The organism is Bartonella ancashensis, assembly GCF_001281405.1.
Classification (GTDB): Bacteria; Pseudomonadota; Alphaproteobacteria; order Rhizobiales; family Rhizobiaceae; genus Bartonella; species Bartonella ancashensis.
Map to the genome: position 1 here is coordinate 752,990 of NZ_CP010401.1, position 22,081 is coordinate 775,070.

Genomic DNA, 22,081 nt, shown 5'->3' on the forward strand with positions numbered 1-22,081 from the left:
ATTATTGATCTCAGTTATTTCGGCTTGTATCGCTCTATTTTGGGAAATTTTTGTGTCAAAGAGAGGAAATGAGAGTGGGCTCTATCACAGCTGAGATCATCCGCGAAAGGCTGCGTCAAGTCAAAGGGCCAGATTGTGACAGCGATATTGTATCGCTGGGGCTTCTTTCAGATATATTTATTGCTGATGGCAAGGTTTTCTTTTCTATCACAATTCCTAATGGACGTGCGCAAGAATTTGAACCATTACGCTGTGCTGCTGAAAAAGCAGTTAATGACTTAGAGGGAATTAGAGCGGTTGTTGTAACGTTAACGGCAGAAAAGGAACCTAAAGTATCTTCTCAAGGGCATAAAGGTGCATTTGTCTCTAAGCCAGGGCGCAGAGGTGTCTTACCCACGAAAATGCCGATAGATGGCGTACGTCATGTGATCGCCGTTGCTTCTGGGAAAGGTGGTGTTGGTAAATCGACAACAGCAATTAACATTGCCTTAGCACTACAAGATGCTGGTTTTAGGACGGGGTTGATGGATGCAGATATTTATGGTCCGTCTTTGCCGCGTTTGACAGGGCTTGTTAATAGAAAAGTGCAACAAATTGAGGGTAAAAAAATTCAACCTCTTAACAAGTTTGGCCTCCAATTAATGTCTATGGGTTTTTTGGTTGATGAAGAAAAGCCAATGGTATGGCGTGGTCCTATGGTGATGGCAGCTGTTACTCAATTTTTGAGAGATGTTGTATGGGGTCCTCTTGATATTTTAGTGATCGATCTACCCCCAGGGACAGGAGATGTACAATTAACGCTTTCTCAACAAGTTCAATTAACAGGAGCCTTAATTGTTTCTACGCCACAAGATCTCTCTTTGGTTGATGTACGCAAAGCGGTGGAGATGTTTATGAAAGTCGATATTCCTATTTTAGGTTTTATTGAAAATATGAGCTATTTCATTGCACCTGATACAGGAAAACGCTACGACATTTTTGGTTATGGTGGTGTACGTATGGAAGCAGAAAATCGTGGAATCCCTCTTTTGGCAGAGATTCCACTTGATGCTTCTTTACGGACCTCTTCAGATGAAGGTTTGCCAATTTTTATTGCTGATTTTGAGGGGAAAAATGCTGGACTCTACCGCTCAATTGTTCATAAAATCAGGGATAAATTTTTTTAATACGCATTTTGTAAAGAGAAGTAGTCTTAAATTATTATGAGGTATTTAAATGGTACCGGCGATGAATGATCGTCTCATTGTTGGGTTGGATGTTACAAGTGTTCAACAAGCAGAAAGATTGGTTTTACAATTAGGTGATTGCGTTCATATTTACAAAATAGGCTATCAGTTTGTTTTTTCCGGAGGGATGGGGTTCGTTCAAGAACTTATCCAGGCACGAAAAAAAGTATTCTTTGATATGAAATTGTTGGATATTGATCATACCATTGCAAAAGCCGTAGAAAATATTGCAAAATTGGGTGTTTCAATGTTGACCATTCATGCTTATCCAACAGCAATGCAAGCGGCTGTTTCCGCTGCTAAGGGGAGTGATCTATGCTTGCTAGGTGTAACTGTGTTGACGTCTATGGATCAAGTTGATTTGTACAATGCTGGTTATAGAGAGAGTCCGAAAAATTTGGTTTTGAGAAGAGCTGAGCAAGCGCGTGAAATCGGAATGGGAGGTATCATTTCTTCTGCTCTTGAAGCGGAAGCCTTGAGGAAAATTATTGGGACAGATATGGCGTTGGTTACACCGGGAATTCGTCCTATTGGGAGTGATAGAGGGGACCAAAAACGGATTATGACTCCAAAAGAAGCACTAAGTGCAGGTGCGAGCCATCTTGTGGTGGCGCGTCCAATCATTCAAGCAGATGATCCATTAGCTGCGACGAAGGAAATTTTAAAAGATATGGCAAGTTTTTCTGAATAATGATAAGAGAAAAGTGAGTAAAAAGGGTGTTTTATATAAAGGAAATGCATGAGTGAGAAAGCGTATTTTATAGGTGCTCATGCTTACTCTACTCCGGTTGTAGAACCAGGGCTGTATCTGGTATCAACACCTATTGGTAATCTTTCTGATATCACAATCCGTGCTTTGCAAGTTCTTGCAGGGGCCGATATATTGGCTTGTGAAGATACACGAATAACACGTATTTTGTTGACACATTACGGAATTCAGAGAAGAATTTTTGTTTATCATGAATATAACGCTCAAAAGATGATTTCGAAGTTATTGGCGGCTTTAGCAAATCATCAATCCGTAGCTCTCGTGTCGGACGCAGGAACACCACTGATCTCAGATCCGGGGTTTCGATTGGTGGAGGAAGCGCGCAAAGAGGGGCATAGAGTTATTCCTATTCCTGGTGCTTCGGCTCTTTTAGCTTCCGTTGTTACCACAGGGCTTCCGACAGATAGTTTTTTCTTTGCAGGTTTTTTAAGTGCAAAGAAAAAGCAACGTCAAAAGCGATTGGAGCAATTGAAATCGATTCCTTCAACGTTGCTCTTCTATGAATCACCCCACCGTCTTGTAGAAAGTTTGCAGGATATGGTTGCTGTTTTCACAGCTAATCGGTCTGCTGCGGTTTGTCGCGAATTAACAAAGAAATTTGAGACAATAAATGTTTCTAATTTAGGAGATTTGCTTGAATATTATAGCAAACAGGAGCGCATACGTGGGGAGATTGTTGTTGTGATTGGAGGGGAAGCAACGGCTTCTTTGGATCCTATATGCTTTCAAGAAATTGATGATATGTTGCAGGAATTGGTTGCTAAGTATCCTGCAGCAAAAGCAGCTGCTTTAGCTGCAAAAAAAACAGATTTAAAAAAGCAGGAATTATTTCAAAGATTAATGTTTTTAAAAGGAAATAAAGTTTGATGAAGGAAGGGACGTGATACAAAAAAAAGATAAGCAAAAGTTTTTTTATCGAGGTATCCGTTCAGAAAAATGGGCAGCTTGGTGGTTACGTTTGAAGGGGTTTCACATTGTTGCAAGGCGTTTTAAAACAAAAAGTGGCGAAATTGATTTAATTGCTCGACGTGGCAATCTTGTTTTGATTGTTGAAGTTAAAGCACGTTCTACACTATCTGAAGCAATGATGGCCGTTAGCCGAATGAATGAGAGACGTATTAAGGCTGCGGCAGATGTTTGGTTAGCACAGCAAAAAGATTACGCTGCTTTATGTGTGCGCTTCGATTTCATTGCAATTTTGCCGTGGCGTTTACCATATCATGTTTCAGGTTTCTTTGAGTCTCGTTAAGTTAGAACTTTTATGTTTCTTGAAAAAGAGAGAGATCGGAGAGCATCTCAATTTTATTTGCTAATAGAAAAAAGAAGTTTTTTGTGGATCTGATAGCGTGAGTAATAGTCAAAAGTTCACAGCACATTACTGACCATTTAGGAAGTATTTATTAGAGTTAATGTTGTGGTAGCGGACTGTGTATTTGTGAGAAATTTACCACTTTAATCATGTAGACTTGTAATCAACTGTGCAGTCGTACAAGAGATGAGAATAGCATGATGATTGAGAGCAAAACCCGCATTATATCATGATATTTGGTTAATTTATTCCAGAAGATTTTGTCATTATCTGCGGCATTTTCAGATATTGGGACAGTATTCACAAAAGTAGTTTTTTGAAGAAAAATAGTAGCAGGAATTCTTTTTATTTGTAGAGTTTGTTATTTAGGACTTTTGAGTTTTAAGTACAGTTAGATTGAAGTCTTTTTGTTTAAAGTAATGCAAGCGAGGATTAAAAGTGAAAATTGGTTTTTTGGGAACAGGGACTATTAGTGCTGCTATGGTAGATGGTTTAATGGCAAGCACTTTTGATGTTTCTTCGATTATTATTTCACCACGCAATGCGGGTATAGCAGAGCGTCTTTCTCGTAATTACGATAAAGTTGTCATTGCTGAAAACAACCAAACGTTATTGGATGAAAGTGATTGTATTTTTATCTGTTTGCGCAATCAAAGTGCAGAAGATATCTTACGTTCATTGCAGTTTCGTTCACAGCATTTTGTGGTTTCTGTATTAGCAATGTCAAGGGCAGCAGAAGTTGAAGGATGGATAAATCATAAGGTCTATCGCGCTGTTCCGCTTCCTTTTGTTGCAGAAAGAAAAAATTTAACACCAATTTATCCAGATCACCCTTTTTTACGGGGCCTGTTTGATTCGTTAGGGGGCACAATAGTTTTGGAAAAGGAAGATGATTTTAATCTTTTTATGACAGCTGGTTCACTTATGGGGGTTTATTTTAATTTTATAGAAACAGCACACCAGTGGTTGATAATGCAAGGCTTAGACAAGCAGCAATCTGCTCATTTTCTTACTATGATGTTTAGTAATCTTACAGATACAATGCGCAAAATAGTGAAAGATAGATCTTCACCTGGTATTAATTTTGCACTTCTCGAGAAAGAATTCTCGACTAAAGGAGGAACGAATGAGCTTTTATCAGACTGTTTCTCTCAGCAAGGGGGATCAGCCGCTTTAACGGAAGCATTAAAGATTGTTTTACAAAAAATGAGCATTGCACGTACAACTCGAAAAGATAGTTGACATATTTTCTATTTTTGATACAAATGTGTCAATAATAGGTTATTATTTAACAGACATGACGTCGCTCTATTGTTAGCTGCAATCGCAGCATGTCCCTCTTTATTTTTTCGTTATAGGGACGAGATTATGGCTTCTAGTATATTAACTAACAGATCTGCTATGACTGCTTTGCAGACACTTCGTGGTATTGACAACAATTTAGACAGATCCAAAGATCGTATTTCAACAGGTTTACGTATTGGTAATGCTTCTGATAATGCTGCTTATTGGTCTATTTCATCAATGATGAAACATGACAGTAACACAATGAGTGCTGTTGTTGATGCTATGAATTTAGGGAAAGAACAGGTGAGCATTGCTGCTACAGCTGTTGATGTAACCAAACAATCACTCGATGATATTCAGAAATCAATGGTTTCTGCCCGTGAAAAATCGAATGATGATATTACAAAAATTCAGGATTCTATTAAGGGAAATATGCAAAATATTTCTAATGCAATTCAGTCTGCTGCTTTCGGAGGAAAGAATGTTCTTTCTAATGGTGGTCAGAAGGTTGGTATTGCTGCTGGTTACCGTCGTGAAGGTTCAGCTGTTTATGTTGACATGATCGAAGTTGGTGGAGCTGAATTAAATTTCGGTGTTATGAAACCTGATGGTACCATTGATCTTACTGGGGGAATTCTACAAAACGTTTTCGGTACATCTGAAAAAGGTCTTGAAGATGGTCTTAAGGTTTTCAATGAAGCTGCTGAAAAGCAAAAGGGTTTAGAAGATGCTCTGGCTAAAGCAGAAGCTGACTATGCTGCTAACGCTAGTGAAGAAAATAAAACGGCGCTTGATGAAGCAAAGAAAGCTGTAGAAGACAATAAGGAAGACTGGACGAAAGCACAGAGTGACTTTAAAGTAATCGCTGATGCAATTACTTTGGCAGATTTTGTTGGGTTAGAAGGCATTGCTGATCTTCCTTCAGTTGCTCAAGAAATGATCTTTAGTGGAGTTCAGAAAACAATACGTCGTGCGGTTGATTTAACATTAACTGCAGGATCTAAGATTGGTTCTGCCGTTAACATGGTAGACAACCAGTTGAACTTTGTTAAAAAATTGCTAGACAATATTGATGCAGGTGTTGGTGCGCTTATTGATGCTGATATGAATGCAGAATCTGCAAAATTGTCAGCCTTGCAAGTTCAGCAGCAGCTTGGTATTCAGGCTCTTTCTATCGCAAATCAGGGCAGCCAGAACATCTTGGCTCTTTTCCGTAACTAATACGGTTTTCTTCAGATCTAAGAAAGGCCACGCTTCGCGTGGCCTTGCCTTTCTTTTAGGTTTTGAAAAAAGCAATATGAAATAAGATAAGGCGTATTCAAAAGTTGTGATAATACACTTAGTTAAAAATTTCAGATATACAATTGGTATCGCAAACATCATGGAAGTCACGACAAAAGAGTATTCAGGAATTTCTCTTTGTTTTCAGTAGAATTTTTGTGAGATATCAATATTTAAAAAGTAGGGGCGGTAATCACATATTTGGGTAAAGAGGACCTCCATTCCCTTGTGGACAAACCCAGTTAATATTCTGATTAGGATCTTTAATGTCGCATGTTTTGCAGTGTATGCAGTTTGAGGCATTGATGACATAAGTTTTTTGATTATCTTTCTCAAGCCATTCATAAACACCTGCAGGGCAATAACGTGCAGAAGGCCCTCCATAGATTTCATATTCAGAATTTTTCTGCTTTTCTGACGAGATTATTTCTAAATGGCATGGTTGATTATTTTCATGATGGGTATTTGAAAGTGCAACGCTTGAAAGGCGGTCAAAAGTCACGATTCCGTCTGGTTTTGGGTATGTAATAGGTTGTGATTTTTCTATAGGGTCAAGACAAGCATAATCGGGTTTTCCATGGGAAAGCGTTCCAAATAAGGAAAAACCAAAGAGTTGTTGCCACCATAGATCAAAGCCGACAATCTTCATTCCATATTTTGTACCATATTTTGCCCAAAGTGGTTTACTATTACGTACTTTATAAAGATCTTTTCCAATAGGACTTTTACGCCACTGTTCTTCGATTTCTGTAACTTCATCATGGGCTCGACCGTTTTTAAGAGCTGAAGCAATGTAATTAGCAGCTAGCATACCGGACAATATAGCATTGTGCGAACCCTTAATACGTGGAACATTGACAAAACCTGCGGCACATCCAATGAGTGCACCACCAGGAAAAACAAGCTTAGGGACAGATTGCCATCCTCCTTCATTTATGGCGCGTGCACCATAGGCAAGACGCTTTGCTCCTTTAAAAATTTCATATAATTCGGGATGTGTTTTGAAGCGCTGAAATTCTTCAAAAGGAGATAGATAGGGATTTTTGTAATCCAGATGAACGACGAAACCAACAGAAAGCAAATTGTCTGCTTGATGATAAATAAATCCCCCACCGTTTGTTTTATCATCTAATGGCCATCCTGTGAAATGCTGAACAAGGCCGCGGCTATGTTTTTGAGGGTTAATTTCCCAAAGCTCTTTTAAGCCAAGACCAAATTTTTGTGGTTCGTGGTTTTGGCCAAGATTAAATTTTTGCATTAATTTTTTTGTAACAGAGCCACGAGCTCCTTCTGCAATTAAGGTGTATTTTGCCTGTAAAATCATGCCAGGGGTGTAATTTTTTCCATAAGTTCCATCTTTTTCAATACCAAGATCACCTGTAAGAACACCAGTAACAGTGCCGTTATCACCATAAAGAACATCTGATACGGCAAAACCAGGGTAAATTTCAACACCGAGCATTTCAGCTTTTTTACTTAACCAGCGGCAAATTTCTCCAAGAGAAATAATATAGCAACCATTATTAGATAATATTCTTGGAAGCAAAATATTGGGTAATACTGAGGCATATTGAGGTTTCAGGAGAAAAAATTGCTCCCTAGTGACAGGTGCTTGAAAGGGATGATCTTGCTCGGTACGCCACTCTGGCAAAAGTGCATCAATACCGATTGGATCCATAATTGCACCAGACAAGATATGTGCACCCACTTCAGCGCTTTTTTCAAGAATGATGACAGAAAGTGCTGGGTCAATTTGCTTGAGACGAATTGCCGCAGAAAGACCTGCGGGGCCAGCTCCTACGATGACTACATCACATTCTATGCTTTCACGTTCGTAACGTACATTAGCACTCATGGTTTATGAGTCTCCTCAAATTCATAGAGCCTTTTCTAATTCAGGGATAATCTGGTGCAAATCGCCGACGAGAGCATAGTCTGCAATACGCATGATGGGAGCTTCCTCATCTTTGTTAATAGCAACAATAACTTTCGCGTTCATTATACCAGCTAAATGCTGGGTAGCGCCGGAGATTCCGATAGCAATATATAGTTCAGGGGAAACAATTTTTCCTGTTTGTCCAATTTGCCAATCATTGGGAGCATAATCAGCGTCAACCGCTGCTCTGCTGGCACCTATAGCAGCATTTAGTTTATTTGCCAGTGGTAAAAGAAGTTTCATAAATTGTTCTTGTGAACCAAGTCCACGTCCACCTGATATAATGACCTGTGCTGAAGATAAGTTAGGGCGGTCGCTTTGGGTAGTTTCTTCTTTTACGAAAAAGGAAAGATTAGGGTTTGGAGCGGGTGTAATTGTGTTTATGGGAGCAGAATTTCCCCGGGGCGCTGGAGTAAAAGAGGCTGTACGTACTGTTATGATTTTTTGTCTGTCACTTGTGCGTACAGTTTCAATAACGTTACCTGCATAAGTCGGTCGTTTGAAAGTATCAGGTGCGACAATCTCGATAATATCTGAAATTTGCATAAGATCGAGAAGAGCGGCTACACGCGGCATAATATTTTTTCCAATGCTGGTAGAAGCTGCCATGATAACATCATAATTTTTGGCAAGTGCGATGATTGTTGCAGTTATAGGTTCAGCTAATTGGTGAGTTAAATAATCTGCTTCAGCAACAAGAATTTGTCGTATATTAGCCAATGAAGCAGCTTCTTCAGCAACGGCTCGAATCATTGTTCCACAGACCAATATGTCAATATCGTTACCGATCTGTTGAGCTGCAGTAAGTGCTTTTGCAGTTTCTATTAATAGGGAATGATTGTTATGTTCAGCCAATAGAAGAATTGCCATTGGTATTACCCTTTTCTGTACTGTTGCTTTTACCTGTTTTTGCGCTGTGTATCGAAGATAATTTATCTTTCAGGATATAGGCAAGTTCTGTAACACTATTTACAGTAATTCCAGCTTGGCGTGGTTGAGGTTCCTCAACCTGTAGAATTGCTAAACGTGCTTGTGTATTGATATTGAGATCAGCTATTTTCCTTCGCTCTATGGTTTTCTTTTTTGCCTTCATAATATTAGGGAGAGAAGTATAACGTGGCTCGTTTAAACGAAGGTCAGCAGTTACGACGATAGGAAGAGGAAGACGAATTGTTTGCGTTCCACCGTCTATTTCCCGGGTAACTGTTGCTTGTTTGTTATCTATGTCGACGTGTGAGGCGAAAGTTGCTTGCCCCCATCCAAGAAGTGCTGCAAGCATTTGGCCCGTCTGATTGCTATCATCGTCAATGGCTTGTTTCCCAAGAAACACAATATCAGGCTTCTCTTCAAGAACAAGGGCTTTAAGTGTTTTGGCTATTGCTAGGGGTTCAAGAGATTTTTCAGTTTCGACAAGGATAGCACGATCAGCGCCCATTGCAAGTCCTGTTCTTAAAATTTCTTGAGCTGCTTCTGAACTAATTGAGACAAGAATGATTTCTGAAATTTTTCCTGCTTCTTTTTGACGCACAGCTTCTTCTACAGCAATCTCATCAAAGGGATTCATAGACATTTTAACATGAGATAAATCAACACCCGTGCCATCAGCTTTAACACGTATTTTGATATTATGGTCCACGACACGTTTAACAGCGACAATCACCTTCATAACGATCCCTTTGATTTATATGATCATGGGTATAATGTACCAGTTCTAGAAAACCAAATCATCCAAAATTAAATTTCTACCATAATCCGTTTCTGGTTATACCATTGTTTGCTAAGCTATATGTTTCATATAGCTAGGTTGTATCTTAGCAAATTATTTATTTAATCTTTTTACAGATTTTAAAAATTTATTTACCAAAATAGATTAAACTTCCCCAGTCGATATGATTTTTGGAGCCGTGTAATTAGGGGACAGCATCCGTGAATACAGAGTATCGTGTTGCAAATTTAGCTACAGATGATAAATCTTCAACTGTTGGTCTTCAGCGTGGGCGGGATGTGCAGAGCCCTGCGGAGATGACAATATCGAATGTTTCTGCAAGATTGCGCTTCATTTATGCGCAGATGCAGAAAAAGCAGATGCAGAAAAAAAGGGAACGATTCGTGTAGCTGTGCGCAGTTTTTCAGATAGTGAAGTTAAGTCTTATTTGGATGATATTAGTCGTGCAATTCTAGCTGAGCATCGTGCGCGTGAGAAAGCACAGGAGCAAACTCTTGAATATTTAAATGCCATAAAAATTCTCATTCAATCGTTTCGTCACGAAAAAAATTTTTAAGAATTTAGATAATTTATGTACAGTGTGATAGTCTGCACTTTGTACACAATCTCCTGCTTCTATCGTAGAGTACTTCGTCTATAGTTGTGTCAGGAAGCGCAGGTATGGTCTTTATGTTGAGGAAAAAGATTTTAAATTCAATATAAATATGATCGATAATTATCGTAATACGTGAGGACTATTCCGCAACGGGTTCTGTGAATTTTGTAAGGGGTAGTTTTATGCAAGGGAGAAGTTCTAGAACATAATTACTTAATCATTGAAGCAAGGGCGTTTTTGTATGCAGAGGGGGTTATTTTGGGCGTCATTTTGGGGATGAAAAGTTAGGAAATTGATATCATTGCAGAGATATGTTTAATGCCACTTTAGATGCAGGGTATCGCAAATGCTTTCTTTTTAGGCTGAAAAAAAAGAAATATTAGAGGAGTTTTATCTTTTACGGAAGATACGCAAAAAGAAAAAAATAGGTACGACAATTACTGCACCTGTTGCAATTAGGTGAGCGATGTTTACAAAAGTTATTAAGCCCGCGTCCCACAAATCTTCAAAATATATGACTAGTTGTTCAATGAGGCTTGTAAATGTCCATCCAAAAAGATTCATTACGATTCCGACGAGTAATGAAATAATGAGAATTTTAACAAAAACGCGTCCTGGTGTTCCACCAAGAAATGAATGAAGAGAGTTAGACAAATTTTTTCTCCTGTATATCATAACGGGTTTTTAACATAATTCATTGCATGCTGTAGGGCAATGCTGTTTATTGTAACGTAAAAGAGTAGGAAATTTTTTACCGTCTGGCATGGGTATGGTAATCGTATCGCCTCAGCGTTTGATGAAGTTTTTGTAGGTAAGTTTAAGGCTCCTCCTGTTATTTTGAGCCATCAAGTGCTTTCCTATATACTTTGTCTCAAATTATGGTTTCAAAGGAATGTGTTTATGGATATCATTTATTTTAGTTAACGGTATTTTTGTTTGAAAATTTGGGCTAAATATTCTAATTTTTAAGCGAATTGGAAATATGGTAGATCTGTTTACTGAAAAAATAGTAGCAACGAACGTTGCAGAATTTAGTGTTTCTGAAATATCTGGTGCCTTAAAACGTGTTGTGGAAGGCAATTTTGGTTACGTGCGGGTGCGTGGGGAAATATCAGGTTATAGAGGCGCTCATGCTTCAGGACATGCTTACTTTGCTTTAAAAGATGATAAGGCTCGGTTAGAAGCTGTAATCTGGCTTAGCACTATGAAAAGGCTTTCTTTTCCTCCTGAAGAGGGAATGGAGGTGATCGCTGTTGGTAAACTTACCACTTATCCTGGATCATCAAAATATCAAATAGTAATTGATTCTCTTGAGCCAACAGGCATTGGTGCCTTGATGACTCTTTTAGAAAATCGCAAGAAAAAGCTTGCAGAAGAAGGATTATTTGATGAATCCAAAAAGAAGGTTTTGCCTTATATGCCTCAGATTATAGGGGTTGTAACATCACCAACAGGGGCTGTCATTCGTGATATTATTCACCGGATATTAGATCGTTTTCCATTGCATATTTTGGTTTGGCCTGTGCGGGTTCAAGGAGAGTCAAGTGGTCAAGAAGTTTCTTCTGCCATCAGAGGGTTTAATAATCTTGTGGGGGATGGGCCTGTGCCAAAGCCTGATATCATCATTGTTGCACGTGGAGGTGGAAGCTTAGAAGATTTATGGGGATTTAATGATGAGGAAGTTGTTCGTGCTGTTCATGATTCAGCCATTCCAGTCATTTCTGCGGTTGGACATGAAACGGATTGGACTCTCATCGATTATGTTGCCGATTGGCGAGCTCCAACTCCCACTGCCGCAGCGGAAAGGGCTGTTCCTGTTAAGATTGATCTTGAGGCACATTTAGCATCACTTAATGTGCGTTTCCGTGTCAGTTTTTCCCGTTATTTTGAATTTCATCGACAAAGATTACGTGCTCTTTCACGGGGGATGCTTACAGCTGATCAGTTATTTGCTTTACCGCGTCGTGGTGTCGACGAACTTTCGAGTCGGTTACAGCGTGTTCTTTGTGTGAGCCGTGAAAAAAGACAGTTTCACTACTATGCTCTTAGTTTGCGGTTTTCTTCACGTTTGCTCAACACAGAAAGAGCGCGGCGTGCTGTAGGAGAATATACTGGACGTTTTTACCGCGCATTTTTACGAAATGTTGAAAAACAACGCACTCAAGTAGAAGTAGCGTTCAGGATTTTGAGAAGCACCTCGTATCAAAATGTTTTGGAACGTGGTTTTGTTTTGGCTTTAGGAAAGGACGATAAGCCGATTAAACGTTTCGCCCATTTGCCTGAGGATGGCCGGATAAATTTGCGCTTTTTTGACGGGGATGTGAGTATTTTAACACAGCACCGTCCTTTTAGGAAAGCCTCTAAAAATGAACAAAAAAAGTTATCAGAAGATGAGCAGGGATCCCTTTTTTGAGATAGAAAAGCCAGTTGGTGATAATGGGCTTCTTATGGGAGTAGATGGGAAGCTGCGTTGTTCATGGGTAGGAAGTGACCCACTTTATTGTGCATATCACGATAATGAATGGGGAAAAGTTATCTTTGATGATCGCCTTTTGTTTGAAAAGATATGTCTTGAAGGTTTTCAAGCAGGGCTCTCTTGGTTAACTATTTTGAAAAAAATTCTTCATTTTCGTAATGCATTTGATCATTTCGATCTGGAAAAGATTGTTTGTTATGACGAGGAAAAAATCAAAAAGTTACTTCAGGATCGAGGGATTGTGCGTCACCAAGGAAAAATAAGATCGGTGATTAATAATGCTTTTAAAGCACAAACTATCATAGCAGAATGGGGCAGTCTTTTTCGTTATTTTTGGTCTTTTCAGGCACTGAAACATGGGTCTTTTGAAAAAGAAAGTCTCCAAATAAAGCAAGGAAATTCTGCAACATTCGCATCTATTCATCTTGCCAAAGATTTGAAAAAGCGTGGCTGGACGTTTGTCGGTCCAGAAATATGTCACTCTTTTATGCAGGCTGTTGGGATCATAAACGGTCATCTTGACGGATGTTTTTGTCGACAAGAGAGTAAAGGTTTTTGTTATGAAGTATTATCTTAAAGCATTTTTTATTCTTAAAAGTAAAAATTAAATGCTATAGGGGTTCATCTCCATTATTAATACTGTTATTTATTGTATATTTTTGATGTATTTAAAATATTAATAGTATGAATCATGAAAAATTATCTGTATTTATTTAATAAATATTATTTAATCTTTATTAAGATAAAAGTAATAATGTAAAAAAACTCATAATATTTGCATTCAGCATTTTTTAGTGTAAAGTTACTAGCTTTGTCGTGTGTGATGATCAAGTTTTTAGAGAATTTTTGGGGAGTGGTGTTACTATGAGTGTGAAAAAAAATATGTTTAAGATGAGTTCTTCTTTTGTATCCTTATTTGTTGCGATGGGGTTATTGTCACAACAAATCTTAGCGAAAACACCTGCAGATACACTTGTGATGGCTTGGAATATTGATGGAATCAATACATTTGATCCAGCTCAGCTAAATGATGTTTATAGCAATGAAATTATGATGAACATTTGTGATAGCTTGGTCGATTCTTCTCCAGATGACGCTACTAAAATGCTTCCTAGTTTGGCAAAAAATTGGGATATTTCAGGAGATGCTAATACGGTAATTACTTTTCATTTACGTGATGATCTCAAATTCTTTGATGGCCGGCCTGCTCGTGCTCATGACCTTGTTTGGAGTATGAAGCGAATTGTTAAGTTAAAGATGGCTGGTGCGGCGGCATTTAATGAGTATGGCATCACGGAGCAAACGGTTGATGATGCTATTCAGAAGATAGATGATACAACTATTGTCATGAAATTTGACAAGCATTATCCGGGAGAACTTATCTTGAGTAGTATTGCTGCTAGTCGTGCTGCAATGCTTCTTGATCGTGAAACAATCATGAAACACGAAAAAGATGGCGATATGGGAAACAAGTATTTGGCAACTCATGCGGCGTGTGTTGGAGATTATGATTTAGCTCGTTGGCTTCCTGGAGAATTAATTTTATTGCGTGCTAATTCCAATTACTGGGGGGAAGCTCCTAAGCTTAAACAAATTTTGATTCGCCATGTTCCTGAATCTGAGACACAGCGTTTATTGTTGCAAAAAGGTGATGTAGATGTAGCGCGCAATTTAACACCTGAGGCTTCAGAAAGCCTAAGGAAAGAAGGGCATGCTGATGTAAAAAAAATATTGCAACCAGCTATGTTTTATTGGGGTTTAAATATGACAAATCCCATTTTTGCTAATGAAAAAGTCCGTTTAGCTATGCGCTACCTCATTGATTATGACGGCTTAGGAGAAACTGTCCTTAAAGATGTAGGTATTCCTCGTTCTAGTTTTATTCCAATTGGCACTTTAGCTGCTTTGGATGAAAAAGAGGGAAATTACTTTGAGCTCAATTTGGAAAAAGCAAAGCAGCTTTTAAATGAAGCAGGTTATCCCGATGGATTTGAGGCAAATTTTCTTACTGGAAATACTGCATATTCCTTATTAATTGCCCAATCTATTCAGGACAATGCAGCGAAGGTAGGGGTCCGTATTAAGATTGAGCGTATAGGAGGAGCTCAATTATTTTCAAAAGTTGCATCGCGTTCTTTTGATACGGTTCTTTTAGGATGGAACAGTGAGTCTGTTGATCCTCATGCGATGTCTTCACGGGTTATTTATAATCCTGATAATAGATTTGAAGCTAAGAATACGGCGTACCCCAGTTGGCAACATGGATATTTTGATGAAGAAATGAACCGTAAAGTTGAGGACGCCTTATTCGAAGGTGATTTAGAGAAAAGGGTGCAGAAGTACGTTGATTTGCAACATGAATTTATGGAAAAAGGGCCATATGTTTTTATTTTTCAGAAATATAATATTGTTGCCACTGCGCCCTCCATTAAAAAGTGGTTCTGGAATGATATGTCACGCATTTATTACAATTTAATTGAAAAATAAGCATATTTCAGCGGTACCAAATACTAAAATAAGTTGGCAGTGCGGCTAGTGAAAAGGGGTATTGTGTTGCATTTATATTTCAGGGTGTAAGAGATTGAAGTGAGATCTCTTTTACCTTGGATAGTACTAGTGTGTGCATGAAATGCTGAATATGTGGTAAGTAGTGCATGAGATGCAGTTATTTTAGTATTATTGTTATTAGTTGATTACTGCAGTAGTAAATTAAGAATTTAAAATATTATTTACCCTCAATGAGATGTTGATGTTTGTCTTATGATCTTTTAAGGACAGTGGAGAGGGTTTAAAGGAGATTATGGAAAGATACATAAGGTCGTATGATGGGAGTATAAAAAATGTCTAAGTACCGTTATATTTTATCATGCTTGATGGTTTTTTGTAGTGGGTTATCGTCAACAGCACAGGGGGTATCATCTAAAGATACGTTGGTAATGGCATGGAATATTGATGCTATTAGTCATTTCGATCCTGCGCAGTCTGTTGAAGTTGTAACGAGTGAATTGTTGAGCAATATGTGTAGTTCATTGGTACAGTATGATCAGTATGATCCTATGAAGATTCGTCCTGCCATGGCTCGATCTTGGGATGTCTCAGATGATGGAAAGGTGATTACATTTCACCTTCGTGATGATTTAAAATTTTATGATGGAAGGGGTGCAACTGCACAAGATCTTGCCTGGTCTATGCACCGGCTGGTTAAACTAGGGGCTGGTTATGCCCAATCTTTGATGGACTATGGGTTTACGAAAAATAATGTTGAGAAGGATATTAGAGCTCTTGATGATAGAACTTTACAAATAACGTTTAATAAGTCATATCCCACGTATCTTGTGTTGAGCGCTATTGCGCAATCTTATGCTTCAGCATTACTTGATAGAAAAACACTTGAAGAAAATGCTATTGATGGTGATATGGGAAACAAGTATTTGGCGACACGTTCGGCTTGTGTTGGCCCTTATAGGTTAGAGCGTTGGTACCCAGGAGAACGGGTCGTTCTGAAGGCAACAGAGCATTATTGGGGGAGTGCCCCAAAAATTAAACAAATTGTCGTTGTGCATGTTGCAACGTCTGAGAGCCAAAGACTCCTCCTGGAAAAGGGTGATGTTGATGTGGCACGTGATCTTTCATCCGAAGATGTCTTAGGCTTGGAAAAACAGAATGGATTGGTTAAAATTAACCGTGTTTTGCGGCCACAAAGTATTTATTTGTCATTGAATAATAAGAAGACAGTTTTTTCTCACGAAAAGGTGCGTTTGGCTCTTCGTTATTTGATAGACTATGATGCTCTTGAAAAAACTATTTTGAAGGGAATTGCGATTTCCCGTGCAAGTTATATGCCATTAGGGGTAATGGGTGCTTTGAATAAGGAAGAAGGGGTACCATTTACATTAGATTTAAGAAAAGCAAAAGAGTTGATGAGCGATGCGGGGTATTCTGGTGGATTTAAGGCTGATCTTCTTGTTGGAAGTCTTTCTTACGCATCATATGTTGCTCAGTCTATACAAGAGAATGCAAAAAAAATTGGTATTGAGCTTAAAATTGAAAAGATGGCACAAGCCCAGTTGCTAAGTCGTGTTCGTAGTGGAAATTACGATATGGCAATTATGGGGTGGAATGTCGTTGATGTAGATGGGCATGTTGCATCTTTGCGTCACGTCTTTAATCCTGATCCGACATTTACGAAAAAGTATAGCATGTATCTGGCTTGGCGTTCTGGTTACTATGACGCAAAAGCAAATGAGATGGTAATGAATGCTCTGTTTGAAAAAGATCAAGAAAAACGCCTTAAGCAGTATCGCAATCTGCAGCGTCATATGCTCTATCATGGGCCTATGGTCTATCTATGTCAGACATACAACATTGTTGGGACAGGGCCTATGGTAAAAGAATGGGTTTGGAATAGCTTTTCAATTTACTACAGTAAAATAGAAAAATATGAGAATTCCTTATAAATATTGGTTATTTTAGGAAAAAATATTTAAATTTTTATGGGGGGAGAAGAAGGTATTGCCGTACGTACACTTTAGATCATGTAGGAAAAACTGTAATGACCTCATTGTTTTTACAAGCCAATGTAGCAACTTTTAAAAAGATGAGAGCATTGCGGATGTATGTGTTTTTTTTCAAATTACTTAAGCTGTGTACCTCCGTTTTTGTTACATTGCTTGGCTTGGTAACAATTACCTTTTTTATTGGGCGTTTTTTGCCCATAGATCCTGTTCTTTCCGTTCTTGGTGATAATATTAGTCAAGAAGCGTATGATGTGATGTTCCACAAGTTAGGCCTTGATCGACCATTAGCTGTTCAATATTGGTATTATCTGCAGAATGTTTTCTCATTTGATTTTGGAGATTCTTTAATTTCTGGGCGTGCTGTTTTATCTGATATTGCACGTGTATTTCCTGCAACATTAGAGCTTGCAACAGTCGCTATCATAATTAGTACAAGTTTTGGTATTCCACTTGGTGTTTTTGCAGCTATGTATCGCGATTCATGGATTGATTATTTTGTGCGTATTTTCTCATTAATTAGTTATTCAACACCGACTTTTTGGTTAGGATTGATGGCACTATTGGTGTTTTATGCTCATCTTGGCTGGATTGGTGGTCCAGGGCGTATTGATTTTTTGTATGAATATTCTTTTGAATCCAAAACAGGCTTTTTTCTCGTTGACACTGCTATGCAGGAACAGTGGGAAGCTTTCGGTAATGTTTTTAGCCATATCATTATGCCGGCTTTAATTTTAGCATCTAGTGGGATGGCTTATATTAGTCGTATGGTTCGTGGTTTTATGATTGAACAGCTCAATCAGGAGTATATTGTCACTGCACGTGTTAAAGGGTTATCGTGGGGACGAACAGTTTGGAGCCATGCATTTCGTAATGCAGCCGTTCAAATTATTACAGTTGTTGGCCTTTCTTATGCTTTTCTATTGGAGGGAGCTGTTTTAACGGAAACGGTTTTTGCTTGGCCTGGTTTTGGACGTTATTTAACAAACGCGCTTTTGGCGGGAGATATGAATGCAGTTTTAGGCTGCACACTGCTTGTAGGGTGTATTTTTATCGCAATTAATTTACTTTCTGATTTACTCTACCGAATTTTCGATCCAAGGACACGTTGAATATGAGAATAGCTAATGATAATGAACCGAGAGCGTCATCTTCTCCGGATTGGTTGGATGGAGCTGTTCCACAGTCAGTGATGCAAGCAAATACACAAAAATTGTATTATTTTCTGGTTCGATTTTTGGGCAACTTCTCGGCTGTATTTGGTTTAGTTATCCTTTTTGTTATAGTTATTTGTGCAATTTTTGCGCCTTTGATTTCTACTCATGATATTGTGGGAAGTAATCTTTCTGATCGATTGCAACCACCTTCTGTGCAACATTATTTTGGAACAGATGAATTGGGGCGGGATGTTTTTAGTAGACTGATTTTTGGTACGCGCATTACCCTTTATATTGTTTTTCTTACTACGGTTATTGTGGGCCCAATAGGTTTGATTGTAGGGACTGCCTCTGGTTATATAGGTGGGTGGGTTGATATGGTTTTTATGCGTGTTGTTGATATTTTTTTCGCTTTTCCAGGTTTAATGTTGGCTCTTGCTTTTGCTGCAGCTTTAGGTCCAGGTATTGAAAACGCTGCGATTGCAATATCAATTGTATCATGGCCATCGATAGCGCGTCTAGCGCGCGCAGAAACGCTGACCGTGCGTGCATCTGATTATGTTTCGGCAGTTGCTTTGCAGGGAGCATCTTCGTGGCGGATTATCTTGTTTCACATTGTACCAATGTGTCTTCCTTCGGTAATTGTGCGGTTAACATTAAATATGTCTGCGGTCATTTTGACTGCTGCAGGTCTTGGCTTTTTGGGATTAGGTGCTCAACCACCAATGCCTGAATGGGGAGTAATGCTATCAACTGGTCGTGAATTTATGATGACAAGTTGGTGGTTAGCGGCGGTTCCTGGTTGTGCGATACTTTTTGCAAGCCTTGCTTTTAACCTTTTAGGTGATGGGCTTCGTGATGTATTGGATCCACGCAATGGATAAAAAATTATTAGAGATAGAGGATCTACGCATTTCATTTCCTGTTGTGGGTGGTATTTCGGACGTTGTGCGTGGTGTTAGCTTTTCGTTGAGGAAAGAAAAAATAGGAATTGTTGGTGAATCTGGGTCTGGTAAGTCAATGACCGGGCGTGCAATTTTGAAGTTAAATCCGAAATCTGCAATTGTCACTGCGAAAAAGATGCATTTTAACGGTATAAATTTACTAAATGCACGTGAAAAGCAAATGCGAAGTATTCGTGGAAGACATATTTCAATGATTTTGCAAGATCCCAAATACTCGCTTAATCCATTGATCCGAATTGGAGATCAGATTATGGAGGCTTATTGTGTTCATTATCGTGTCTCGAAAATGGAGGCGCGAGAAAGGACAGCATCTATGTTAGAATCTGTCCATATCCGTAATCCTGAGCATGTTATGCGATTATTTCCTCATGAAATATCGGGTGGAATGGGACAGCGGGTTATGATTGCTATGATGCTGATTCCTAATCCTGATTTGATCATTGCAGATGAGCCGACATCTGCACTTGATGTTACGGTAAGATCTCAGATTTTAACAATATTGGATGAGCTTGTCACACAATCTGGAACTGGACTTATTTTTATCAGTCATGATTTGAATTTAATTGCTGATTTTTGTGATCGTGTTTTAGTGATGTATGCCGGTCGTGTATTAGAAGAATTGCGTGCATGTGATTTATCTCGGGCATGTCATCCTTATACAAGGGCTTTATTAGCGAGTTTACCACGGCTTGATAATCCGGTTGATATGCTGTCTGTTCCTGAACGAAATTCTGATTGGTTGTATGGTCCAACAATCATCAATGGTGTTGAGAAGGAGTCACCATGACCGATTGTAAAAATATCATTGATATTTCTAATTTGTCTGTAACGTTTAAGAATGGATATGAAGAAGTAGAAGTTGTTAAGGATGTTAGTTTTTACATCAAGAGTGGTGAGTCCTATGGATTAATCGGTGAGTCAGGGTGTGGAAAATCAACGATTTTAAATTCGTTAATTGGGCGTATTTCCCATTATAGTGGGCGCCTCGCTTTTAGCGGGAAAGAAATTCCTAAAAAAAGAAATAAAGCTTTTTTACGTCGTGTCCAAATGGTTTTTCAGGATCCGTATGCTTCGCTTCATCCAAGAAAAATGGTTCACACTGTTCTTTCAGAGTCTCTCGCGATTCATGATATGGATAATAGAAGGGAGCGAGTGCACGATATTTTAAATTCTGTGGGGTTAGCTCCTTCGTTTCTTTACCGTTATCCACATGAATTGTCAGGAGGGCAGCGTCAACGTGTTGCTCTTGCGCGTGCTTTGATCATTGAGCCAGAAATTTTGTTACTTGATGAACCTACATCTGCCTTGGACGTGTCTGTTCAGGCTGAAATTTTGAATTTGCTAAAGTCACTGCGAGAGGAAAGAAAGCTAACCTATTTGATGGTATCCCATGATCTTGCTGTTGTTTCTCACATATGTGAGCGTATTGGTATTATGCATAAAGGGAGTGTTCTCGAAGAACTAAGTAATGAAGATTTGCGTCGTTTATGTGCAAAAAACGATTACACAAAAATGTTTTTTAGAGCTAGTACTAAAGCTGTTTCCCGTGGGGAATAAGCGTTGAAAGCTAGTGAAAATAACGCGGCTTTTAAAAAAGCAAAAAACTTTTCAGAAATTGCCACGAAAAAATGGTAGCGGAGGAGGGATTTGAACCCCCGACACAAGGATTATGATTCCTCTGCTCTAACCTACTGAGCTACTCCGCCAACTAATGTAGCACAAGCACCATGAAGCGACTTCACTGTGATATAAGAGTTGGAATAGTGAGATGTCAAGCATCGTTTTAAAGCTTTTCTCTTGTCATTCCGTTCCATCCTCGATATGAAATGGGTTGAAAATGTCATTTTCGTATAATTTACAGGGTAAGGTGTAGGGTATGGCACCACGTATTGCAGTTTTGGGATGTGGTCATTGGGGGAAAAACCATATACGAACTCTCCATGGTCTCGGGCTTTTGAAGGCTGTTTCGGATATTGATTTTGATCGTGCTGTAGATTTGGCACGTATTTATGGTGTTGAGTCTGTTACACCTGATGATCTTTTTGCCAATGCTGATATTGATGCGCTAATTTTAGCATTGCCCCCGCAATTTCATACAGAGAATGTTGTACGAGCTGTTAAAAATGGTAAGGACGTTTTAGTTGAAAAGCCAATTGCCTTAAATATGGTTGATGCAGAATATCAAGTCCGGATTTCCCGTGAGTATGGACGCATTTTGATGGTTGGTCACATTTTGCGTTTTCATCCTGCTTTTGAGAAAATATGCGAACTAGTAGAGAGCGGGGAATTAGGGGATGTGCGTTATATTTATTCTCACCGACTGGGTTTTGGGAAATTTCATACGCATAGTGATGCTTTATGGGATCTTGCACCTCATGATCTTTCAATGATTCTAGCTTTAACGAAATGCGAGCCTTCTAAAGTTCGTGGAGAAGGGACGACTGTGGTTGGATGCCTTTCTGATTTCGCACATATTCACATGGAATTTTCCAATGGCATATGCAGTCACCTGTTTACTTCACGTCTTTCCCCTTATTGCGAGAGGCGTTTAACGGTCATTGGCACAAAGGCAATGCTTGTCTTTGATGATATGGAACCGTGGGATCGCAAGTTGGCATACCGCCATTTTTCTGTTTGGCAGGAGGGGGATAATTTTTGTTCAAATGCGAGTGAGCCTAACTACATTAATCTTAATGAGGATTTACCACTTACTCGTGAATTATTGCATTTTCGTCATTGTATAGAGACGCGTCAGTCGCCTCGTACGAGCGCTTATGATGCTCTCGTCATTTTGCGAATTTTGGCTACCGCTGGTGTTAGTTCGCGTGAGTAAAATAGGG

At 39.0% G+C, this 22,081-nt stretch carries 20 protein-coding genes, 1 tRNA gene and 1 pseudogene; 17 read left to right on the plus strand and 5 right to left on the minus strand.

The features are described from left to right. Positions 1 to 74 precede the first annotated feature (74 nt). The 6 genes from PU02_RS03370 to PU02_RS03395 all read left to right on the plus strand — a co-directional run bounded on the left by PU02_RS03370 (position 75) and on the right by PU02_RS03395 (position 5,812). Complete coding sequence (locus tag PU02_RS03370) at positions 75 to 1,166, plus strand: Mrp/NBP35 family ATP-binding protein (protein ID WP_053944066.1); 1,092 nt, start codon at positions 75 to 77, stop codon at positions 1,164 to 1,166. Positions 1,167 to 1,215: 49 nt separating this feature from the next. Next, positions 1,216 to 1,917 (plus strand): orotidine-5'-phosphate decarboxylase, encoded by a 702-nt coding sequence (gene pyrF / locus PU02_RS03375; protein ID WP_053944067.1) that lies wholly within the window; start codon positions 1,216 to 1,218, stop codon positions 1,915 to 1,917. A gap of 48 nt (positions 1,918 to 1,965) precedes the next feature. After that, positions 1,966 to 2,862: a 16S rRNA (cytidine(1402)-2'-O)-methyltransferase gene (rsmI, locus tag PU02_RS03380; RefSeq protein ID WP_053944068.1), complete on the plus strand. Its 897-nt coding sequence runs from the start codon at positions 1,966 to 1,968 to the stop codon at positions 2,860 to 2,862. A gap of 16 nt (positions 2,863 to 2,878) precedes the next feature. After that, positions 2,879 to 3,244: a YraN family protein gene (locus PU02_RS03385; protein ID WP_053944650.1), complete on the plus strand. Its 366-nt coding sequence runs from the start codon at positions 2,879 to 2,881 to the stop codon at positions 3,242 to 3,244. Positions 3,245 to 3,742: 498 nt separating this feature from the next. Then, a complete protein-coding gene (locus PU02_RS03390; protein WP_053944069.1) occupies positions 3,743 to 4,546 on the plus strand; it encodes a pyrroline-5-carboxylate reductase in 804 nt (267 codons plus the stop codon). Positions 4,547 to 4,672: 126 nt separating this feature from the next. Further along, entirely contained in the window at positions 4,673 to 5,812 is a 1,140-nt protein-coding gene (locus PU02_RS03395; RefSeq protein ID WP_053944070.1) for a flagellin N-terminal helical domain-containing protein, read from the plus strand. Positions 5,813 to 6,065: 253 nt separating this feature from the next. Here the strand turns inward: PU02_RS03395 and PU02_RS03400 are convergent, their stop codons facing one another. The 3 genes and pseudogenes from PU02_RS03400 to PU02_RS03410 form a co-directional block, all read right to left on the minus strand. Next, entirely contained in the window at positions 6,066 to 7,727 is a 1,662-nt protein-coding gene (locus PU02_RS03400; RefSeq protein WP_053944071.1) for an electron transfer flavoprotein-ubiquinone oxidoreductase, read from the minus strand. Positions 7,728 to 7,748: 21 nt separating this feature from the next. Further along, positions 7,749 to 8,678, minus strand: coding sequence for an electron transfer flavoprotein subunit alpha/FixB family protein (locus PU02_RS03405; protein ID WP_053944072.1), 930 nt, complete (start codon positions 8,676 to 8,678; stop codon positions 7,749 to 7,751). Between the two features lie 61 nt (positions 8,679 to 8,739). Continuing rightward, a pseudogene (locus PU02_RS03410) lies at positions 8,740 to 9,474 on the minus strand (electron transfer flavoprotein subunit beta/FixA family protein); the annotation flags it as partial. 260 nt (positions 9,475 to 9,734) lie between these two features. Here PU02_RS03410 and PU02_RS03415 point away from each other — a divergent pair. Further along, complete coding sequence (locus PU02_RS03415; protein WP_053944073.1) at positions 9,735 to 9,923, plus strand: hypothetical protein; 189 nt, start codon at positions 9,735 to 9,737, stop codon at positions 9,921 to 9,923. Between the two features lie 2 nt (positions 9,924 to 9,925). Continuing rightward, on the plus strand, positions 9,926 to 10,090 hold the full coding sequence (locus tag PU02_RS06840) for a hypothetical protein (protein ID WP_158404019.1): 165 nt from the start codon (positions 9,926 to 9,928) through the stop codon (positions 10,088 to 10,090). 429 nt (positions 10,091 to 10,519) lie between these two features. Here the strand turns inward: PU02_RS06840 and PU02_RS03420 are convergent, their stop codons facing one another. Beyond that, positions 10,520 to 10,783 carry a DUF6460 domain-containing protein gene (locus PU02_RS03420; protein ID WP_053944074.1) on the minus strand — a complete coding sequence of 88 codons (264 nt, stop codon included), beginning with the start codon at positions 10,781 to 10,783 and terminating at the stop codon, positions 10,520 to 10,522. 328 nt (positions 10,784 to 11,111) lie between these two features. Between PU02_RS03420 and xseA the strand changes: the two genes are divergently transcribed. From xseA to PU02_RS03460, 8 genes are all read left to right on the plus strand, one after another. After that, positions 11,112 to 12,542, plus strand: coding sequence for an exodeoxyribonuclease VII large subunit (gene xseA, locus PU02_RS03425; protein WP_053944075.1), 1,431 nt, complete (start codon positions 11,112 to 11,114; stop codon positions 12,540 to 12,542). A gap of 34 nt (positions 12,543 to 12,576) precedes the next feature. Then, complete coding sequence (locus PU02_RS03430; protein ID WP_144417892.1) at positions 12,577 to 13,182, plus strand: DNA-3-methyladenine glycosylase I; 606 nt, start codon at positions 12,577 to 12,579, stop codon at positions 13,180 to 13,182. Between the two features lie 287 nt (positions 13,183 to 13,469). Then, positions 13,470 to 15,092 carry an ABC transporter substrate-binding protein gene (locus tag PU02_RS03435; RefSeq protein WP_053944651.1) on the plus strand — a complete coding sequence of 541 codons (1,623 nt, stop codon included), beginning with the start codon at positions 13,470 to 13,472 and terminating at the stop codon, positions 15,090 to 15,092. Positions 15,093 to 15,445: 353 nt separating this feature from the next. After that, the gene (locus PU02_RS03440; protein ID WP_053944077.1) at positions 15,446 to 17,062 is read left to right on the plus strand and encodes an ABC transporter substrate-binding protein; all 1,617 of its coding nucleotides are present in this window, start codon (positions 15,446 to 15,448) and stop codon (positions 17,060 to 17,062) included. 140 nt (positions 17,063 to 17,202) lie between these two features. Then, positions 17,203 to 18,231, plus strand: coding sequence for an ABC transporter permease (locus PU02_RS03445; protein ID WP_414947441.1), 1,029 nt, complete (start codon positions 17,203 to 17,205; stop codon positions 18,229 to 18,231). A 2-nt stretch (positions 18,232 to 18,233) separates the two neighbouring features. Continuing rightward, positions 18,234 to 19,160, plus strand: a complete 927-nt coding sequence (locus PU02_RS03450; RefSeq protein ID WP_053944079.1) for an ABC transporter permease — start codon at positions 18,234 to 18,236, stop codon at positions 19,158 to 19,160. Beyond that, a complete protein-coding gene (locus tag PU02_RS03455; protein ID WP_053944080.1) occupies positions 19,153 to 20,028 on the plus strand; it encodes an ABC transporter ATP-binding protein in 876 nt (291 codons plus the stop codon). Before PU02_RS03450 ends, PU02_RS03455 begins: the two co-directional genes overlap by 8 nt. Beyond that, a complete protein-coding gene (locus PU02_RS03460; RefSeq protein WP_053944081.1) occupies positions 20,025 to 20,798 on the plus strand; it encodes an ABC transporter ATP-binding protein in 774 nt (257 codons plus the stop codon). Before PU02_RS03455 ends, PU02_RS03460 begins: the two co-directional genes overlap by 4 nt. A 72-nt stretch (positions 20,799 to 20,870) precedes the next feature. Here PU02_RS03460 and PU02_RS03465 read toward each other — a convergent pair. Continuing rightward, a tRNA-Met gene (locus PU02_RS03465) sits at positions 20,871 to 20,947 on the minus strand. A gap of 170 nt (positions 20,948 to 21,117) precedes the next feature. Here PU02_RS03465 and PU02_RS03470 point away from each other — a divergent pair. After that, positions 21,118 to 22,074 carry a Gfo/Idh/MocA family protein gene (locus tag PU02_RS03470; RefSeq protein ID WP_053944082.1) on the plus strand — a complete coding sequence of 319 codons (957 nt, stop codon included), beginning with the start codon at positions 21,118 to 21,120 and terminating at the stop codon, positions 22,072 to 22,074. The last annotated feature ends 7 nt before the right edge of the window (positions 22,075 to 22,081 follow it).